The following is an 18,255-nucleotide window of genomic DNA, read 5'->3' on the forward strand; positions in this document are numbered from 1 at the left end:
ACACGCCGAAGAGGAAGGTGAATCGCGCGAAGGGGTAACGCCTCCTTTAGCTGAGTCCTCTCGAATTCCCAGTTAAAATCTGGTAAACAACTTGATTTTGACTGGTCTTCTTTGGTAATGCCTTTTTGGACCTTACGTTGGCCCCCAGCCCCAATAAAATTTCCAATTCGCTTCTTTCAGGGGCTTGACATCTTACCGCTGGACTTTTTTGAAAGCTGATCCTTTGGAAACTAATTTTAGTGTAGCTTGAAGTTCTCATGGCAGGTTACACGCAATTTTTTGAAAAACTCCAATATTTTTGACAGTGGTCAATACGGTGCGGAACCAGGCTGAAATGCTGTGACAGAGCCGGATGTTCAAATGAAGCCCAACTGCCTCAATAACCGCTCCAGCATCACTGCCGCCTCCGCCCGGGTAACGGTTTCTCCGGGAGCCAGCACGGTATCCGTGCGGCCGGAGATCATGCCGGACTCCAGACATATTTCCGCAGCGGTCAAGGCATATCTGTCCACCTGCCCGTAATCCTCGTAATCGACCAGCGGCCTCCGGCCCATCCCGGACTTGACGGATAGGTCGCTTCCGGTCAGTTCCACAGCTCGGGCCAGCATCACCATCGCTTGCTGCCGGCTGACCTGTTCATCGGGGTGGAAGCTGCCGTCCTCATAACCATGGACAAGGCCGTAAGAGGCGGCTGCCTCCACATAGCCTTGGTACCATTGCTCTGCCGGCACATCCGGGTACAAGCCTGTATGCCCCGCCGGCTCCAGCCCCAAGGCCCGCACCAGCAATGCGGCGAATTGCGCCCGGGTGACTTCCCCGTCCGGAACATATTCCCCCTCCCGGACACCCTCGACAATCAAGCGGGAGGCCATGGCGGAGATGCTCTCGCCGGCCCAATGCCCCGCTGTATCACGGAATGAAACCGACCGGGAAACCACGGCCAGAAGCCCGCTGTTCAGGCTCCTGATTTCATAGAACCGCATGCCGTTGCTTTCCGTCAAACGGACGGGAACCGGGTATATGCCCCCCTGGGAATCCACCCCGACGGCTGCGGGAATCCCTGCGGCAGTTGTCCCCTCCTGGGGAACAGGCAGCTGAATCCGCAGGTATGCTCCCAAGGAGCTAATCCGGGTCCGCTCTCCCTGATAGACCGCGTCCACAGACCATTCCAATGCCGGCCTCAGCAGCGCCGCACCCTCCAACACCGCCGCTTTCTCCAACAGCCGGAGCGCCTGGGCGGAAGGCCGGGATAGGCTGATCCGCAGCTCCGTCTCCTCCGGCTCCGCTCCCGCTAACTTCCGAGGGTTCAATAGCGCCTGAAGGCTGACTGTTGCGGTGTCCAGCTCATAGTTGCCCATCTCTGTTTGGATGGAAAGTTGTGTTTGTTTTTTGGCCAGCGCCGAAAGCAAACGCCCGCTTATGATCCCTGCGGCTTCTTCCGTCCCCGAAGGAAACGGAAAGACAAGCCGCAAGCCGGTCCTTGCTTTGTCCAGCAGACCAAGAAGCGCCTCCTCATCCAGGGTCAGCTCTGCTTTTTCCCGGCCTTCCTCGGTATACCGGTGCAAAACCCCGGCTTCCGGATAACGGACGCCGTCCAGCACAATGGCAGCTCTTCCAGGGGAGGAGGTGTCATCCGCCCCGGGAGCAGCCTCTCCGGCCCTCTGGCCTGCTTCCTCCTCTTCGCTGCCAGGGCTTTCCCCGTTCTCTCCACCTGGGCCGCCGCCTTCATTGCCGCCGTTGCCGGGGGTACCGCCGCCCTCTTCTCCGCCTGAGCCTCCCTCTCCGTCATCCCCGTAAGCGGGAATCTCCAGCTTCAGCGGAGGATAGGTGACATTTCCCGCTTCATCCTTCGCGGTAATATAGAGATCCATGGCCTGGGGCAGCAGGCCCCCTGCCAGGAAGGTATGCTCCACTTGCGCATATACTGCTCCATACACGGTATCGGCTACCGTGGTATCGATGACGGGGGCAGCCGCACCGCGGACAACCGCCGCATAATAGTAGCGGCCTGCTTCATTGGAGGTGAAGGCCGCCAGCGCCTCCCCGGCGCTTACCCGCTGGATAGGCCCCGGCGTCAAAACCGGCGCCAGCACATCTGGCTCAATGAGGATGTCCCCAAACTCCGCGCTGTTCATGTTCCCTTTGCTGCCGCTTTGCAGTCCGACGCCCACCAGCAGCCGGTTGCCCATTTCGCAGGCCACGCTGGCAATTTTGACCCATTCTCGCGCTTCATTTTTATAATATCCGGTAAAGCGGTTGCCTTCCTTCTCCAGCTTCAGCTCCACCGGCTTGCCCGGAGCCTTTCCCTTCTGATAGCTGGTGGCGGGATAGGTCTCATTCCGGTACGACATGATGACATCCCCGTTCAGCCGGTAACGGACAAACACGTTATGGCTGTCCGGCGAATCCCCGGCCCGCATCATCACTCCGGCAGCAGCATGAATCGCTACCTCGCCGGTTCCGTCGATGACGGGGGGATTCTGCAGCGCATATACCGCCACAGTAACTGTGATCCGCTCCTTGTTCTCCGCCTCCGCCGCCAGGAAGGTCATGCTGTCCGCTGTGCCCCAGGCATCGTTGCCGGTGGTCACCAAGCGGATTCTCTCCGATTCCGCGTAGGCATAGCCCACTGTTTTTTCGGCAGCACTGGGCGAATAATTGCGAAAGTGAAAGCCGGGAGGCAGTTGGGCATCAGCCGGCATGACCGCCACTTTGATGGTGCCCGTGCGAATCCGGCCCCCGATCTCCGCCGTTGCGCTGAGTGTGCCCACTCCTTCCTGGAGGACGAGGATTTTTCCGTTTGCCACCTGGATAATCCCGTCTCCGTCCCCGCTCCAACGAATCGTTGCCAGTTCTTTATCGATTTCGCTGCCCTGTGATCCGAACAGGCGATAATCGGCAATAATCTCCTCCCCCGCCCGGTACAGCTCCTTATTCACCGTTACCTCCACAGTTTCCAGCAATTCCCCGCTGACCGCAAAGTTTGCCTCCGCCGTAAGCTCCGGGTCCGATAAGGAGACGGCGCGGATCGTATACATACCGGGAGCCAGTGCGGTAACAGTCCGCTGCTCAATGCTGATGCCGGGATCGGGAGCGCTCAGGACAACATCGTTGTACCGGGTCAAATGGCCGAATTCGGACTTGACCAGTACAACCGGATCGAAACTGTCCCCCATCTCGTACATGGACTTTACCCCGGTGATGTGCAGTTCGGCCGGAGCATCCTCCACCACCACTTCAAAAGAGGTCTGCAACGTTTTCCCGCCTTTTTCCGCGGTCACCGCAATCACCGCCCTGCCCTTGCCTACGGCATGAACTACCCCGCTGCCGTCCACTGTCGCCACAGCGGGGTCGCCGCCGGTATAGGCAAACGTTGCCTGCCGGCCTTCAACCGCGTAGCCGTTCTGCGTCCGCAGATCGGCTGCAAGCTGCACGCTGTCCCCCGCATGGACAGCGGCCCAAGCCTTCTTGTCGGAGTCTCCGGTTGCGTAAACATACAGACCGGCGATTGTATCCGTTTGTTCGGCAAAGAGAAAGTCGCTTCTCAGACCGATATCGCTGACATTGATATCCTCAAAGCCCACCGCATACGCGGGAGAGCCGTAACGGAGGCGGTAATCTCCCGTTTCCTCCGCCACAAACTGCGGCTGGCCGATCAGCGAGTTGGCGTCATACTTCAAATCCCCGTAATCCTTCCATTCCGCAAAGGTTTGAAACGGGGAACTGCCCCTGATCAGGTATTCGCCGTCCCCGCTGTTCAGAAGGTTATAGTCCACATGCTCCACCGTATCCGCAGTCCACTTCATGAAGCTGTAGACGCCGCCGTTAAAGCCGCTGAGAATATTCCGCATGGCCAGCAGATTCTTGGAGGTGCGGTCCGTGGCATTCATGTCATTGGAATTAATAGGCGCATTCCGGTAGCGGGTATCCAGAAACAGATTGTTCAGCACCCGTGGACTCTTGGACGCATTGGTGTGGAAACCTGCCCGCAGCGTACCGCCGCCCTGAAGCTGATTGCGGTACAAAATATTGGATTCCAGCCATTCGCCGTTGGAGTTTTCATCCAGATACATGGGAAACCAGAAGGAATGGGAGGCATCGGTGGTAACTTGGGGCTGGTCATTGTCATGAATCCGGTTCTTGCGGATTACATTGCGCATGCCCGCGCCCCACATGCCGATGGCGTTGGTATCCTGGGAATCCTGCACCACTTGGGATACGTCATTGTAAATCACCGTATTGTAGCGGGCCACCTTGAAGTCGTTGACATTTCCTGCCGTTACCGTCACATCGTCGATCACCTTGCCCATAATATTGGGGTCGGGGACACCGTAGATATGAATTCCGTTCCGGGGCGAATGGTCCACCTTGTTGTAGGCAATATACGAATAGGAGGCGTGCATAACCCGGATGCCCGCTGCGTTGCCGTTCATTTCGCCAACATGATGCACATGGTTATTGACAACGGCATTGCCGTAGGTTTCATTGACTTTGGTATTAGCCTTGCCGACAATAAATATCCCGTAAAAGCCCGTTTGATAAACCAGATTATTCTCTACCCGGTTGTTCTTGGCATTTTCCTTGATGTGAACGCCGATGTGGCCACTGTTGTACAGCTCCGAGTTCCTTACTTCGATATTGCGGGCATCAGCAATGGAGACCAGGCTTTTGTTCAGTTCCGTATTGCGCAGCTCCAGTCCGTCCAGAACGATGTTGCGGGCAGGGGCCTCCTCCGTGCCTGCGATGGAAACCAGATCGAAGACAGCCGGCAATACGATTTCGCTGGCCGCAATATCTCCGTAAGGCTTATAATACAGCATACTTTCCACCGGATCGACATAGTATTCCCCCGGTGCATCCAGAAGCTCCAACGCATTGTATACATAATAGCGGGAGCCGGTCCCCATTTCGTAGGTCATATCCCGATCCAGATAGACCATCTGTCGGCCGTAATCTACCCCGGTCACTCCGGCGCGCATAGTAGACCAGTTATAATACCCCGCCGGTCCCCCGGGCCAGGCATATACCATCAGCTTCTCAGGATGGGCTACTTGCGGAACATCACCCGGTGCAAACCGGAACCGGCTCTTCGGGTTTACATCCGCCGCAACGGCCCTGGAATATCCCTTGTCAGGATAGCGGGCCATCACCGCCCGCTGCTTGTTTTCATAGAGGGTCAGGGGATTCACGCCTGCCGGAAGAGCCGCCTTGTAGATGCCGTCCCGGTAAGGCTCCCAGTCCGTAATCCGCTGGCCTCCCTCTATCACCGCCCGTTCCTGCCCGTAGGACCGGTAGGTCACCTTGTATGGATCGCCGGGCGAGTCTTCCCCCGTAAGGACGAAGGTGCTGTCCAGCCGGTAGGTTCCCTCCCGCAGATTCACATGAATATCCCCGGTACTCCCGCTTGCCAGCAGCTGGCGGACCTTCACCCGGACTTCCTCAAGAGAGGCAAAGGGATGCGCTTCGGTTCCCTCGCCCCCCGGTTGGGCAGAGGGGGACACATACAGCTCTGCGGCGGGCAGGGCCGCCTCCTCAAACAGCGCAGCCGCTTCGATCAGGACGCGGGTCAGATCGGACGCCAGAGGAAGGGTTCCCCGCTCTGCCAAAAAAGCCATGCCGCTTCCAGCCTCCTCCAGAGGCTCCTTGTCCAACGCTGCCGCAGCCGTTGCCAAGCTGACATGCATGCGGCCATTTACGATCAGGGCGGGCGCGTCCGTGGCAACCAACTCTCCATCCACCAGCACACCATTGGCTCCTGCCTGAATCACAGCATTGCGGCCATGCAGGGAAACCGTCTGGGTTCCCGTAAACTCATCCAAGGCGCTGTCGGCATGAAAGCCTTCTGCCAGCTCCTGCAGCGGCACCATCAGAATGCCGTTTTGCCGGTACGCAGCCGCACTTAGCTCCGATTTAAAGCCGGTCATATATGCGGTTGCATCATTCTCTCTTACCAGTACGGCGCGCAACATGTAATCCGCCAGTGTCTTTTCCTTCGGGGGAAACCTGGCAGGCCCTTTATAGGCTCTCACATTGTCCACATAAAAGGCGGGGTCCGCCGCATTGGTGGCCGCATAGCGGATCTGGGAAATGGTATCCGCCTGGTTCCCGTTATAGAATTTGACGTTCTGAACCAGCACCTTGCCGTTTACCCACATGGTAAAGGTATCGGTCACTGTGCTCAGCTCAATCACGATCCGGTGCCATTCGCCTGCCGCAGCAGCCGTCTCTGCTCTTACATTGGCCCCCTGGTCATTCAAGTACGGCACAGATACTTTGTTGTTGATAATGGAAACCAACACCCCCTGTTGATTGCCATTAATCAGGATGTCAGGAATTTTGATCTGCCTGGCGGCGCCCTCATAGCGGATGTCCGTCTCCAGTGTCATGGTTCCCTCATAGTCGTTCAGCGAACGGGTCATACTTTTGTTCGCCGATCCGGCGGGAATGTACATGCTCATATCCTGGGCAGCGCCTCCGGGCCGCTGCACCCGCGTGAACGCACTGTTGATGTTCCAGCCCACCGGAGGAGCGTTGAAGTTCTCCTCAAACAGCAATTCCAGCGGTTCCTCCTCCTGCTCCCCGATAATCAGCGGCTCCGCCGGAACCAGGGAACGCTCCGCTACGAAGATGCCGCCCAGCCGAACCCAGGCCCCGGTTGCCCCTGCCACATGATCCCCGGTTACCCGCAGGATCAGGGTATGCTCTCCCTCGGGCAAATCCATGGCCAGCATATCGTAGGTGCCTCTGGCACTCCCGGTCAGCGCCGTACTGTCGCAACCTGACAGCAGCCGGGGCAGGCCATCGTCGATCTGCCATTCCACATAGCCGGCATCCAGGGATTTGAGCCAGTACAAGCCCACAGCCGTGCCCCGGAAGTTAATGACCACCGTTGCATTGCGCTGATCGCTTTCGATCATGTGGGGATGGCGTCCTCCCATGGAGGCTTCGGTGCGGGCAAAGCCGTGAACCGCCAGCTCATAGCCGTCTACCAGATCCGCCCGATCCAAGGCTCCGGCATGAAGCTTGGCAGGCATGTCATAGGCCTGGAGAAGGTCAGGGACAGGCTGGGCCAGCTCCTGGATCAGATACTGCCGCATGCTGTCGGCATAAATGGAATACCCTTCGTCGGTAGGGTGTTCATTGTCCCGGAACATCAGGTCCCAGGTCGCCTCCTCATTGCCGGACGCTAGCGCCTGATACAGGGCATAGCCCACATTCACCGCCGGAATGCCGTAATGCCCGGCAATCTCGTCATGCCACCGTACGGACTTCATCCTTTGCCCGTTGGCATAATCCGTTTCCGCACCGCTCCGGTTTAAGGCATACACTATCACGATATCCGCGTAGGGATTGGCCTGGTAAATCTGCCGGATCAGCCCTTCCATGCTGTTCTTCACGTTCTGCTCATTCTGGTTATAGTCATTGACGGCGGCATCAATGAAAACCAGATCAGGCTGCCCCTGCAAAAGCTGGTTTTTGGCACGGAAGACATTGGGGATGGAACCGAAGCCGCCGATTCCGGCGTTGATCTCGAAAATCTCTGCAGCGGGATACGTTTCCTTCAGCCATTTGGTGGTTTTGGCCCGCCAGCTGTAATCCGGATTGGACGCGCCCGATCCCACCGTGATGGAACCGCCGATATAGCCTACCTTCAGCCTGTGTTCGGTCAGCAGCTTGTAGCGAGTGTTGGCAAGCCCCCTTCTTGTCCCGTTGTCCTCTGCCATGGCATAGGGAGCCACGGGCAATGAGGCAGCCAGCAGCACTGCCACGATGATCCAATAGATGATTTTTTTCAAATTGAAGCCCTCCCCGTATACTCTGTGGATTCCAAATTAAGTAAGCGCATTCATTCGCTTGCGGAAATAAAGCGCCGAAGCGCTTTTCCGGTCATGAGAAAATAAATTCCACCTCCAAGCGTCCGCTGACGCCTGTTTGGCCAATCCTCAGTCGGTGCATAATCTGCCCGTCCGTGTAGGGCAGCTCCTGGATGGCAATCCGGCAGCCCTCGGGAACGTTTATTGTACAACGGCCATTTTTCCCTCTGATTTCCACCCCCCTTCCCTTTATCTGGCAGGGCAGCAGGGTATGCAGCAGAAAATCCACTCTATTGCCCCGGACAAGCTCATAGTCGTCAGTCACTGTGAGAAGCGCGGGCGAAGAAGAGTAGAACCGGCGTGTCCAGCGCTTGTAATAGCAGGAAAAGCTGACGCCGAGATCGGCAAGCACCTCCACCTGCTGCCCGTCTCCCCAGCCTTCAGGCTTCACATCCGCCACAAGCGGACGGTGGGGATGAGGGCGCTCCGGCATACCTCCGGGAATCAACATGTTATGCCACTGGCAATGCTGGAGCTCCACAGAGAGAGGAGAACTATAGGAGCAGGTGCCTGGGTCCATGGCAAAGGTTTCCCCCGCGTATTCGATGACAAAGCTGCCCTTGTCCTCATGAGTATGCCCCGCTCCCGCTTTGTGCCCCATAATAAAAAGCTTCAACCAGCCTCCGTTGAGAGACCTGACCGAGGAGATATAGCCTGCCTCGGGCAAACGGACAAAGGGCTTGGGCGGATTATTCCGGGACGGAATGCTCCTGGCCAACTCCTCTGTCATGAGATCCCCGCACATGCCGGGATTGCGGCTTCTGATCTTGTGGAACAGGTTCACCCACAAGCTGTCGGGCAACAGTCGGGCCATTACTGCCGCGCCTCGCAAAGAGGCCCGCGGACCGCAATCGCAAATGGTAATGAAGTCTCGCTCCTTATCTGTGGAGAATACGGCGTCGATGTAATCCCCCGTCAGCCGGAGCCGCTCCGGCAAAAGCAGTTCAAAGGGGCGGGCCAGCGCGCGGGCGTAGTAATAGATGCCGGAGCCGCCTTTATCGGGCTGGCACATGAAATAGGTGGGCCCCTCCAGGGTAGAGCCGTCCTGTTCCACCACGCGATCCATACTTTCGCAAATTTCCCGGTAGGCCTGTTCCATATAGGGCCGTATCCGGGGATATTCCCGGGACAACACGGCATAGCCCAGCAGCCGCCCGGCCGTGAACCAGGCCAACTGGTTGCAGTCGAAGATGTACGAGTGCTTCCAGGTTATGAAGTTGATCCCGGCGAGTCCTTCTTCCATCATTCGCCGTTGGATGAGCTCCCGGCCCAGGGGCGTAAACAGCTCTCCCGCACCGTCCAGAATATAAGCCAAATCAGTGACGATCAGCGATTGTACGAAGGCGCGGTGTTCAAAGACCCCTCCGGGATAACGGGCGATAAACCCGTCGCACCAGTTGGGGATCATGCACAGCGACAGCGCATAGCGTGCCGCCAGACGCAGGGACCCCTTGTCCCGAGCCAACAGCCCGTGCATCAGAAGTCTGGAACCAGGCGATACAATGTACTGGTCATTCTCCCGTACTCTGGCAAAGCGGGAGTCCTGCCAGAAGCGGGCGTACTCCCGGATTTGCCGCTCCGGCGCCGGCGCTTCCTCCAGAAAGGGGCGGACCAGCTCAATATACACGCTGGTGCCTGTGCAGGCCAACTCCTCTTGATATTCTTTGCGTCCTGAAGCCAATTCCTCTTCCGTAACGGCAATACCGTAACAGGGCTTATAAGAGGGCTCAAAACCCTCCTCTGTCAGATACCCCTCCCACTTCCCGTCAAAGCAGTTCCATTGCTCCGCATAACGCTTCAGCAGACCACTGTTGTGCAGCCCCATCCAGTTGAGCCAGCCGGAAGCTGCCCGGTCAGCTTTGGCGTAGGCCTCCAGCCTAAGCTGAAGCAGACAGCACGCATGGGGAAGGGTGAGCCCCTCCTCCACCTTGCCACCCTGCTCCGTGGTCCTGCTGACAGTGCCCTTGCTGGTGACAGCGGTGATTACCAGCCAGCCGTCCTCCGGAAGCACAGCGGACACCACCAGGGTGTCATAACCTGCGGCATCCAATTGGCAGCTCCGCTCCATATGCAGCACCTGATGGCTCGGGGAGGGCTTCTCCCAAAAAAACTGCACGTTGCACCAATTTTGCTCTACCCGGCGCCCTTCCTCTCCGGCGGTATGAACGGTCCATTGCTCCAACTGGCTGAGGGCCGGGTCCCAAAAAGGCTCAAAAATCGCTTCGGCTAAATTGATGGGGATCAGACGCATGCTTTTTCCTCCTTGCATGTTGACAGCGACTCCAGAGTCGGACAGATTTTATTGCGGAATGTCATACCCCGGCACAGGCCCGCGGTAGGGAGCCGGCGGCAGCGGGCTCCTGGCTTGCAGCCATACCCGCCAACGGCCAGCATCGAAACCCAAGTCAGCGCCCGTTATGGCCGTCAGTTCCTTATGAGCCGCCTCGCTGAGCACATAGCGCGCATCCTCCAGATAGCCGGCCAGCCGCTCCGCACCGGCTGCGCTTCCGCAGCGTGCTGCAGCCCGGGAGAGGCACAGCTCCAGATAGGAGCAAAAGAACGGCTTCACCCCTTCATGGCGACCGGGAGATATGTATCCCGACAGCACGGGGTCGTCCAGAAGACGCTCCAGGTGAGGCGCCAGCTCCCGGTCCGCCAGCCGTTCGCAAGCGGCCGCAAGGGTCATCAGGCGGGAATAATGGGGTACCCTCCAGCCGTCGATGCGGCTCTGATGGTACAGCGTAGCTTCATGCCGGACAGGTCCCCCCGGACCGGCCAATGACAGCGCCCGGAGCAGCACATGCCTGTATTTGGTGTTGCCGATTTTGCCGATGAGAGCCAGACAATGATTGATTTCCAAATACATTTCTTTATTGCTAGCGAGCGGAGACATAGCCGGCTGCTCCATTCCTCCGGCATCCATCAGCTCTGTGAGCCTACGGGCGACCTCATCCAGAGCATCCTCTTCCTCAAACCAGGCCAGCACCTTGCAAATATCCAGCCGATCCTGCGTTTCCCCCTGCTCCAGCAGCCGGCGTCCCTCTGCCACCGCCTGTTTCCGGGGCGCCAGCATAGTCCGCAGCAGCTCCACTTTGCCTCCTGCAAAGACCATTGTCCCGTCTGCAGCCTCCTGCTCCAGCGCCCATTCCGGCAAAATGCCCAATTCCAGGAGCCTGGCTTGCAGGGCCGCCACATCGAGCTCACGCACGCCGCAGCCCTGCCGGAAGGCCATGGCCGCGGCCAGCCCTACCGTGTACCCCGCATGGCGCAAGTCGGCATTCATGCGGCAGATACAGCCGGCATCCCGGGTGGCGGAGAAGGCCTTGCCCGTCACCAGAAGGCCGTCCAGGCCCCGGGGAAGATAAGCGCGGTACGGAATGCGGGCCCTCAGCTTGTCATGGGTGGCGTACAGGCCCATGTTCGCCAGCCAGCTGGAAGGGATGCCGTGAAAGTCAAAGGGGGTCAAAGTCACGCCCACACAATCGGCAGGAACTATTCCCCGCACAATATCTCCCACTGTCAGCTGATACTCCCCAATAATCCGGCGGGATTCCCGCACAGCAAGCATATCGGAGAAACGGTAATCGCTGTTGCGCCGGTGGGCCAGACAGATGCCCCGGAGCAGCTCCGAATAGCGGTCGTTATAGATCGCATCCAAATCGGAATAATAGCGGGTGTCCTTAAAGGTTCGCGTCTCCCAAAGCTCCTCGCCCCATTGGCTTGCCGTTTGAGTGACCCCGTCCCGGGGATCGCCGAATTCATAGTCGCAGCCAGCCAGAAAAGCCGCGTCCCCGTCCCCCGTGGCATCAATGGTGATGTCCGCATCGATGGCAAACAAGCCGAATTCATCCACAGCAACCGCTCCCCTTGCCTTGCGGTCCGCCGATACCAGAGTTCCGCACAGCAGCGTTCCCGTGTGGCACCAATCCGCATGAGGCTCCATCAGAAGATGGTTGGCAATAATGGATGCTGAAAGATGGGTAGCATTGCCGGTGCCAGCAACTTGGCGGGAAATCTCCATCACCTCATGGTCGCGCCGCCGCACCATCCCTTCCCTGAAGCCGTTCCAATACCCGTTTACCAGCCCGACTACGCTGGTTCCCCCCAGCTCGCTGTTGGCTTCCAGAAGCAGCGCTGCCATGCCGCTGTCCCACAGGGCGCGGGCCGCCATCATGCCGGAGGTTCCCAGTCCGGCTACCAGCACAGGCGCTTCCAGCCGTTCCCGAATCAGTCCGTAATCAAACTCCGCCCGCTGCAATTCCACCTCCATCCCCCGGTCCCTGAAGGATGACAGCCTGCAGGCGGACACCGGGATCTCCGTTAACCCGGAAACAAACCGGAGAACGGACGGCTGCTCTGGAGGAAGCTCCCGCAGCACCCGCTCCGCCAGCGTCCGGGTTTCCTGTTCCAGGCGGTCCATATCCCTCGTGGACATCTTGGGATGCAGCCTCCCGGAGTATGAATAGAGGCCGGGACATGAGGCAGCAACTCCGTCTCCGCCCTGCTCCTCCACCCACGCCTCCGCAGGAAGGTGGCTCAGCCGGGAGCCGGAAAAAAACTCCGCATGCTCCCTTAGCCAGCATACAAGCCTGTACGCCCTTCGCTTGGCCTCGCTGGCCAGGATAGCTTTTGTATTCCGCCGAGCGGAATCTATTTTTGCCGGGAAGGAAAATTCCACGTAAAGAGAGCGGCTGCGGACTCCCTCATGCAGCGTGATTCTGTCGTCCAACAGCCCGAGCTCCGGGGGAACCTCCATAGTTTTTTCAAAATAATAGCCGATGTTCTCCATCTCCGCCACATACCGCACGACAGCCTCTCCGCTATGCGGATCGCCGCCTCCGCCCAGGAGTCTTGCGGCAACACCGGCCGCTGTTGTGTCGATGACCGCCCGGGCAGGAAGAAACTGCAGGCCGTACTGGTTGCCGATAAGCACCCCTGCAGCCCGTTTGTCACCCAGCGCCAGAGCTGCGGGGGCCGAGAAGAAGAGCGGCAGCGCCCCCGCCTCCAACTGGTCTGCCAGCAGCTTCTTTTTGAGACTGCCCAGCAGTACCGGCAACTCCGAGCCCGTGCCGCCGTTCAACAGCCAGGCCCGCCCTGTGGCCGCAAGCTCATGCCCCAGCCCACCCCGCCGCTCAATCACAACCGTTCTCAAGCCCAGCTCCGCCGCATGCTTGGCGGCCATGCAGCCAGCCAATCCGCCCCCTAGCACAATAACATCCGCCGGCTTCATATTCATCCCTCCCATAAGTTAGCCCTTGACCGCTCCCAGCATGACCCCCTTGGTGAAATGCTTCTGGATAAACGGATATACACAGAGAATTGGCAATGTGGAGACAATCACCGCGGCCATCTGCACCGCCGTGGAGCTGACCAGGTCATCCTGATCCAGGCCGCTGTCAGGCGAGATATTCTGCAAATTCAGCAGGATATTGCGAAGCAGCACCTGCAGCGGCATCAGATTGGAATCATTGATGTACATAATCGCATCAAAATAGCTATTCCAGTGGGTAACGGCATAGAACAACCCGATGGTGGCAATGGACGGGAGGGAAAGCGGCAGGACAATCCGGATGAGGGTAGTCAATTCGCTGGCCCCATCCACCTTCGCGGACTCCTCAATTTCCACGGGCAGCTGCTCGAAGAAGCTTTTGATGATTACCAGATTGAACACGCTGATCAGTCCCGGCACAATCAGGGACCAGATTGTGTTAACTAAGCCCAGCCACTTCACAATGATATAAGTGGGGATCAGCCCGCCGCTGAACAGCATGGTGAACACGACGAACAGCAGCAGTCCGCTGCGGCCCGGAATCCCCCGCTTGGAGAGAACATAAGCGGGCAAAACGGTAAAGACCATGTTCAGCAAGGTGCCCACGCCGGTTCGGAACAGCGTGATTTGATAGGCGCGGCCGATGCCGAAGCTTCGAAAGACGGAATGGTAAGCCTCAAAGGTGACGCGTTCGGGAATGATGACGATTCCCCGCCGCATGATCTCCGACTGGGTGGTCAGAGACACCCCGGCAATATACAGGAACGGAAACAGCGTTACCGCCGCCAGAATTATCAGAACGGCATAGATAATGCCGGAAGAGATGTACTGGCTTCCTCTTTTTTTCATATGCGGATATCCTCCCTACCAAATTTGTCCATCGAACCGCTTGGCCACTTTATTGGCGGCGATAACAAGAACAAATCCGATCACCGATTTGAACAGTCCCACGGCTGTAGCCAGTCCGATCTGCATACGCTCCAGACCCTGGCGGTATACCCAGGTGTCGATGATATCCGCCTTTTCCTGATTGAAGGTGTTGGCCATCATGTAAATCTGGTCGAAGCCTGCGTCCAGTATCCGGCTTAGCTGCATAATAAACAGAATAATGATCACATTGCGGATGCCAGGCAGAGTAATATGCCAGAGCTGGCGCCATTTAGAGGCCCCGTCGATGCGAGATGCCTCGTATAAAAAAGGATCAATGCCAGCAAGCGCGGCCAGGTACAGAATGGCTCCCCACCCGATTTCCTTCCAGATATCGGAGGTTACAATCAACGGCCTGATCCATTCCGGCTCCGTCAGAAAGGAGATGGTGCTAAAGCCGTTTTCCTTCAACAGCAGATTCACGAGACCCTCACCGGGAGAAAACAGCGCCACCATCAATCCGTAGGCAATAACCCACGAAATAAAATGGGGCAAATACGTAATGGTCTGAATCACCCGCTTAAACCAGCTTATGCCGACCTCATTCAGCATCAGAGCAAGAATGATGGGAGCCGTAAACCCGAATAAAAGTTTATAAAACGAAATAATCATGGTATTTCCCATAATATCCCAGAAATACACCCCGGTAATAAAGTCGGTAAAGTTCTTCAGCCCTACCCACTCGCTGCCCCAAAAACCAAGAGCCAAACTGTATTTTTTGAACGCGATCACCAGCCCGAACATGGGCAGATATTTCAGCAGCACAAAGTACACCAGCGATGGCAGAAGCAGCAGATACAGCACTTTGTACCGCCTGATCCTGGACCACAGCGAATTGGCGGGTTTGACCGGGATCACGGCGGGAGCAGGTGCCTGTTCGTACATCTTCATGTTTGTGTCTCTCCTCCCCAAGCTTTTCTTGCCAGGCCCTTCAGAGGCGGCATTCCGTCTGTTTTGCCCGGATCTCCTCTTTCGGCCTTGCACCATCATTGTAGTCCGTTGGGCAGGAAAGGCATTACCACTGATTTTTTGAAATGCTCCAAAATTTTTTGAACGCGCCTTTGCCGTGAACGGCAAAAAAACCGATGCAGAGCATCGGGTAGAAGGCGGAGCAAACCGCAGGGATCAAGAACAGGTCAGGCGGGAAAAAACCCCCATGCCCCGCCGCTTTATTCTTCTTTCGGGAAATTTCTCGGGGACCCGGGCCAGAGGGCAGAGGCTTGCCGCAAAACGGAACTGAACGGCTCTTAAAGCAGCTTTTGCGGCTTATTGGCGTTCCAATGGAACTAAGAAGCGCTTATGCCCGCCGCAGCCTCATTCCGCCCCATTTTTGCCGAGTAAAGCCGTATAAGGGTCGCTGAGTTCCGCAAAAAATCCAAATTCCCGCTTTTACCGCAATAAGAGTCGCTGAGTTCCGCAACAACATGCCGCCCGCCAAAAATGCCCACGCTGCTGCCACTCATCCGCCGCTCCATCGGCCTGGCAGCGCTTCACGCCCCCGCGGCCTCATTCTTCTTCCGGGAGCTCTCCGGGGTATAGGCTGCGGTCAGGTCCCGCCACTTCTTCAGCGCTTTCCAGGCTTCCTTGCGGGCATACAGTTCCCGGGCCAGCTGGAAGCCGTCCTCGTAGGAGGACACCTTCTCGTTCCAGTACAGCCGCAGCCCCGCGTTATAAATCACATGCTCCCGTTCGTTGCACAGCTCCGGGGAATCATCCCCCTGGATCAGCCGGGTCAGCGCCTCCAGTTGCCGGGAAGGGGGCATGGACTCCAGAATATGCCCGGAAAAGCCGAAGGTGGACGGCTCCAGAATGGCGGTTTCATCGGTATCCGGGGAAATCGTCCGGATGGTGGAGGTTTTGGCAATGGACAGATCCTCCGACCCCTCCATGCCCTGCACAATAATGGCCTTTTTGATGCCTACCTTGGGCAGAATCCGCACCAGACTTTCCACGGAAAACCGCTGTCCGGCGCCGATGAGCATCTGATGGGAATGGACCGGATTGAGAATCCGCTCCACCTGGCCCATGAAGGTGTCCAGCCCCACCTCCTCCTGAAACCGGCGGATGCCCGCCAAGGCGGGACACATCCGGTCGGTGCGGATATAGCCGATCTTCGCGGCGGCGAAGACGGATTCCCAATCGCTTGCAGCCAAATCCGTCTGCACCCCCAGCCCCTGCAGCAGCTCTCCCGCTGTAGCCCCTTGGCCGCCGCCAAAGGCACCGTTGCCGTGCAATACCTGGGCAAAGCCCACGGATGCCATCAATAGCCCCACCGGAAGCGTAACCGGCAGAATCTGCCGCCTTCCATACACGCCCGCGCAGTTGAGGGAGTCGGAAAAGGAAGCGTACGGGAGCGAATATTTCCGGAATACATCCACAAACGCGGTCACTTCCTGGTCGGTTTCTCCCTTCATCCGCACAGCCGTCAAAAAAGCCGCCGTCTGGGCTTCCGTGGATTCTCCCCTGGCAATGGCATGAGCGGCGGCAACAGCCTCGTCATAGGTGAGATGCCGCGCTTCTTTTTTCGTGGTGCCCACCGCTTTTATCCACTGTTTCATCATGTAGCCTCCTTTAACAGGGACCGCAGCCCTCATGACATGGAACATTTCATTAATCAGACATACCTCTCTCTGTCCAAGCCATCTGCTCTAAATAAAATGCGATTACTAAACGCATATATTACTACATATGATATATTAATGTACGAAACGCCATCAATTCTTCCCTTATCTCTTTATACTATGTTAGCATAACTAACATTTCAAATATACAACTTTGTCACAAAAAGTTCAACTTGCAAAAGCGCAAAAAGACCCCCGGCTCACCCGGAGGTCTTCCACTGGCCCTGCCGCTTGCAGCAACTCTGCGGCTTCAGCCTTTTTCGCTAAATTCAAACTCAAACTCATTAATCCGGACAGTATCCCCGTCCTTGGCGCCGCGGTCCCGCAAAGCCTGGTCAACGCCCATCTTGCGCAGAGTCCTTGCGAAGCGGAGTACGGTATCATCGGAGGCAAAATTCAACCGGCGCATCATCTTTTCGATGTTTTCGCTCTCCACCACGAACACCCCATCCTCATCCTGATGAATGGCAAAGTCCTTGGGGTCCTTCTGCTTGGCAAAGGTGTACACCACCCGTTCCTGAACCGGATTCTCATCTTCCTCTTCCAGCGGTTCTTCAGGCACTGCAGCCAGCAGGCCGGCGATCCGGAAGATCAGCTCGCGCACTCCCTGACGGGAAGCCGCCGAGATCGGGATCACCTCAGTAATGCCATGGTTCTCCTCCAGCTTGCGCTTGAATTCCTCCAGATGCTCCGCCGCTTCCGGAATATCCATCTTATTGGCAACCACCAGTTGGGGACGGCGCTCAAGCTTTGCATTGTAAAGCTTGAGCTCATCGTTGATTTTCAGCCAATCGTCATAGGGATCACGGCCTTCGCTGCCGGACATGTCCACCACATGGACAATAATCCGGGTCCGTTCCACATGGCGCAGGAACTCATGCCCCAGACCGATGCCGGTATGCGCCCCCTCGATCAGTCCGGGCAGATCGGCCATGACGAAGCTTAAGCCATCCTCCACGTCCACCACACCCAGATTGGGGGTCAGGGTCGTAAAGTGATAAGCCCCGATTTTGGGTTGAGCCGCCGACACCATGGACAACAGCGTGGATTTGCCTACGCTGGGGAAACCCACAAGCCCTACGTCCGCCATCACCTTCAGCTCCAGCAGCACATAGCGCTCCTGTCCCTCTTCGCCCTTCTCCGCAATATCCGGAGCCGGATTGTTGGCCGTGGCAAACCGGGCATTGCCCCGTCCGCCCTTGCCGCCCTTGGCGATAACAATCTCCTGGCCATGCCGGGTCATATCGGCAATCACTTCTTTGGTATCGTCGTCCACCAGAAGAGTTCCCGGCGGCACACGGACGATCATATCCTCCGCATTGGCGCCGTGCCGGGTTTTGGTCTGGCCGCGCTCACCCTTGGGAGCCTTGTAATGACGCTGGTAGCGGAAATCCATCAGAGTCCGCAAACCTTCGTCCACACGGAAGATCACATCTCCGCCGTCCCCGCCGTCTCCGCCTGCCGGTCCCCCGTTAGGCACATAGAGCTCCCGCCGGTACGAGACGATGCCGTCCCCGCCGTCTCCCCCTTTAACAAACACCTTCGCTGTATCTACAAACATGAA

General features: G+C 57.5%; 7 protein-coding genes. All 7 read right to left on the minus strand.

Features of this window, described 5'->3' with window-relative positions; genetic code table 11:
• Nucleotides 1-356: 356 nt before the first annotated feature.
• The 7 genes from DQG13_RS05975 to obgE all read right to left on the minus strand — a co-directional run bounded on the left by DQG13_RS05975 (nucleotide 357) and on the right by obgE (nucleotide 18,252).
• Nucleotides 357-7,796: an S-layer homology domain-containing protein gene (locus DQG13_RS05975; protein WP_113018838.1), complete on the minus strand. Its 7,440-nt coding sequence runs from the start codon at nucleotides 7,794-7,796 to the stop codon at nucleotides 357-359.
• A gap of 91 nt (nucleotides 7,797-7,887) precedes the next feature.
• Nucleotides 7,888-10,125 carry a heparinase II/III family protein gene (locus DQG13_RS05980; protein WP_181592606.1) on the minus strand — a complete coding sequence of 746 codons (2,238 nt, stop codon included), beginning with the start codon at nucleotides 10,123-10,125 and terminating at the stop codon, nucleotides 7,888-7,890.
• 48 nt (nucleotides 10,126-10,173) lie between these two features.
• Nucleotides 10,174-13,119, minus strand: coding sequence for an FAD-dependent oxidoreductase (locus DQG13_RS05985; protein WP_113018840.1), 2,946 nt, complete (start codon nucleotides 13,117-13,119; stop codon nucleotides 10,174-10,176).
• A 3-nt stretch (nucleotides 13,120-13,122) separates the two neighbouring features.
• On the minus strand, nucleotides 13,123-13,992 hold the full coding sequence (locus tag DQG13_RS05990) for a carbohydrate ABC transporter permease (RefSeq protein WP_113018841.1): 870 nt from the start codon (nucleotides 13,990-13,992) through the stop codon (nucleotides 13,123-13,125).
• A 15-nt stretch (nucleotides 13,993-14,007) separates the two neighbouring features.
• The gene (locus DQG13_RS05995; RefSeq protein WP_258525484.1) at nucleotides 14,008-14,961 is read right to left on the minus strand and encodes an ABC transporter permease; all 954 of its coding nucleotides are present in this window, start codon (nucleotides 14,959-14,961) and stop codon (nucleotides 14,008-14,010) included.
• Nucleotides 14,962-15,560: 599 nt separating this feature from the next.
• Nucleotides 15,561-16,631, minus strand: coding sequence for an anthranilate phosphoribosyltransferase (locus DQG13_RS06000; RefSeq protein WP_258525485.1), 1,071 nt, complete (start codon nucleotides 16,629-16,631; stop codon nucleotides 15,561-15,563).
• A gap of 310 nt (nucleotides 16,632-16,941) precedes the next feature.
• Nucleotides 16,942-18,252, minus strand: a complete 1,311-nt coding sequence (gene obgE / locus DQG13_RS06005) for a GTPase ObgE (protein WP_113018843.1) — start codon at nucleotides 18,250-18,252, stop codon at nucleotides 16,942-16,944.
• Nucleotides 18,253-18,255 lie beyond the last annotated feature (3 nt).

Source organism: Paenibacillus sp. YN15 (assembly GCF_003285005.1).
Lineage (GTDB): Bacteria > Bacillota > Bacilli > Paenibacillales > NBRC-103111 > Paenibacillus_AR.